We start from the raw sequence: 2,725 nt of genomic DNA, 5'->3' as shown, positions 1-2,725 counted from the left end.
GGGGGTGCTGGATGATTTCTTCGCGCTGGGCGGGCATTCGCTGAAGGCGATGTCGCTCATCACTGCGATGCACAAGGCGTACGAAGTGGAAGTGCCGTTAAGCTTGATATTTGGAACGCCGACCGTTGAAGCGGTGGCTCGTTATATTGAAGCTGAGGGCGTTGAAGGCAGCGGGTATTTGGCGATTACCTCCGCGCCGCAACAGGACGTATACCCTCTTTCCTCGGCCCAAAAGCGGATGTTTATCGTCCATCAATTTGAGGGCGCAGGCACAAGTTACAATATGCCCGGCGTATTTACTTTGAAAGGGCAGCTTGACAGAAAACGCATGGAAGAGGCGTTCAGCCGTTTGATCGAACGCCATGAAACACTGCGGACTTCGTTCGAAACTGTGAATGGAGAGCCTTTTCAGCGGGTGCACGCATCTGTTCCGTTTGAGATTGGCTATTCGGAGGCTTATGGGGCAGAGCGATCTCCGATTGAGGTCGAGGAGCTGATCCGCCAATTTATTCAGCCGTTCGATCTGCAATCAGCCCCGCTGCTCCGCGTCGGATTGATTGGGCTTGCCGCAGAGCATCATCTGTTCCTGTGCGATATGCACCATATCATCTCGGATGGGGTTTCCATGTCGATCCTCGTCAAAGAATTTACAGCCTTGTACCATGGGGCAGAGCTGCCTGAGCTTGCCGTTCAGTACAAAGATTTTGCCGTATGGCAGCACGAGAGTCTGCAAAGCGAGAAACTGAAACAGCAAGAAGCCTACTGGTTGAACGCGTTAGCTGGGGAGATTCCGCAACTGGAGCTGCCAACCGATTTCGCAAGACCTGCGGTGCAAAGCTTTGAAGGCGACCATATCACGCTGAAGGCGGAATCTGGCATTTTGGAAGGCGTAAAACGCATTGCAGCAGAAACGGGAACAACGCTCTATATGGTGCTGCTTGCCGCATACAACGTACTGCTTTCCAAATATTCGGGGAAAGATGACATCCTTGTGGGCACGCCGACTGCGGGAAGAACCCATGCCGATGTGGAAGGCATCATGGGTATGTTCGTCGGCACACTTGCGATGAGAAATCAGCCGGAGGGCGATAAAACCTTCACGCAGTTTCTGGCCGAAGTCAGATTGAATGCGCTGCAGGCGTACACCCATCAGGAGTATCCGTTCGAAACGCTGCTCGAAAAGCTGAACATTGTGCGGGATATAAGCCGCAATCCGCTCTTTGACACGATGTTTATGGTGCAAAATATGGATGTGCCGGAGGCTCAATTCGATGAACTAATATTTGAGCCGTATGCGGTAGAAAATCATATTTCCAAATTCGACCTGTCTTTCGAAGCGAAGGAAGCGGCGAACAACTTGTCCATTCATATCGAGTACAGCACGAATCTTTTTGAGCGGGAAACGGTGGAACGCATGGGCCGCCATTACCTCGAACTGTTGGCGTCAATCGTGGAGCAACCGGCAAGGAAACTGGCGGAGCTCGATATGCTTTCGGAAGAAGAAAAAGGGCAAATTCTCGCTGGCTTCAACGCAACGACAACGGATTATCCAAGTGAGCTGACCATTGCCGCCCTGTTTGAGCGGCAAGTCCGGCACACGCCTGATCATCCGGCTGCCGTTTGGCAAGATCAGCAGCTGACGTACCGTCAGCTCAATGATCAAGCAAACCGGCTCGCGCGGAAGTTGATGGCACAGGGGATCGTTCCTGACGCTGTCGTCGGCCTGATGGCGGACAATAAACTGGAGCTCATCGCGGGTTTGCTCGGCATTCTAAAGGCCGGAGGCGCATTCTTGCTCCTCGATCTAGATGTTCCGGCGGAACGCAAGAAGTTCATGCTTGAAGACAGCGGGGCGCGTATTGTACTGACAGAGCGGCATCTGCTTGAGCAGACGGAGGCATTTGCCACTGTTCAAACTATTCTCCTTGGCGATGAGGATGCCCCTACGGGTAACAACGCATTTGATCTGGAACAGATAGGCGGCCCCCGCGATCTCGCGTATGTCATCTACACGTCCGGTTCCACGGGCAAGCCGAAAGGGGTGCTCATCGAGCAGCGCAGCGTGGTCCGGTTGGTCAAAGAAACGAACTACGTGCAGTGGCATGCGGATGAGCGCATTTTGCAGACGGGAGCGCTCGGTTTCGACGCGATCACGTTTGAAATCTTCGGGGCACTGTTGAATGGCGGCACACTCTATCTGGCCGATAAGAGCGTCATCCTGGATAGCGAGCAGCTTGGCGCGTTCATTGCGAAGCACCGCATCACGACGATGTGGCTCACTTCGCCGCTGTTCAATCAGCTCTCGCAAGAAAATGCGGCGCTGTTCACCGGGATGCGCCAACTGCTGGTAGGCGGTGACGCGTTGTCGCCGAGCCACATTAACCACGTGCGCAGCCAGTGTCCGGGACTGCGGTTGATCAACGGCTACGGGCCGACGGAAAACACCACGTTCTCCACGACGTTCCCGATTGAGCGCGACTATGAAGGAAGCATCCCGATCGGACGCCCGATTAGCAATTCCACGGCGTACATCGTGAACAAGCATGGCCAACTGCAGCCGGTCGGCGTACCGGGCGAGCTGTGTGTCGGCGGCGACGGTGTAGCGAGGGGCTACGCGAACCGGCCTGAGCTGACGGCGGAGACCTTCGTGCCGAACCCGTTTGCACCAGGCGAGCGGATGTATCGCACTGGGGATCTCGCGAAATGGCTGCCGGACGGCACCATT

1 protein-coding gene is annotated in these 2,725 nt (G+C 55.0%); it reads left to right on the top strand.

What is annotated here, in order from left to right:
- On the top strand, nt 1–2,725 hold a 2,725-nt coding region (locus ABRS97_RS27840; RefSeq protein WP_367859145.1), incomplete at both ends, for a non-ribosomal peptide synthetase.

The organism is Paenibacillus tabacirhizosphaerae (assembly GCF_040812395.1).
Lineage (GTDB): Bacteria > Bacillota > Bacilli > Paenibacillales > NBRC-103111 > Paenibacillus_E.
The sequence above is the reverse complement of the archived record's forward strand: the minus strand, read 5'-3'. Positions and strand labels throughout refer to the sequence as shown.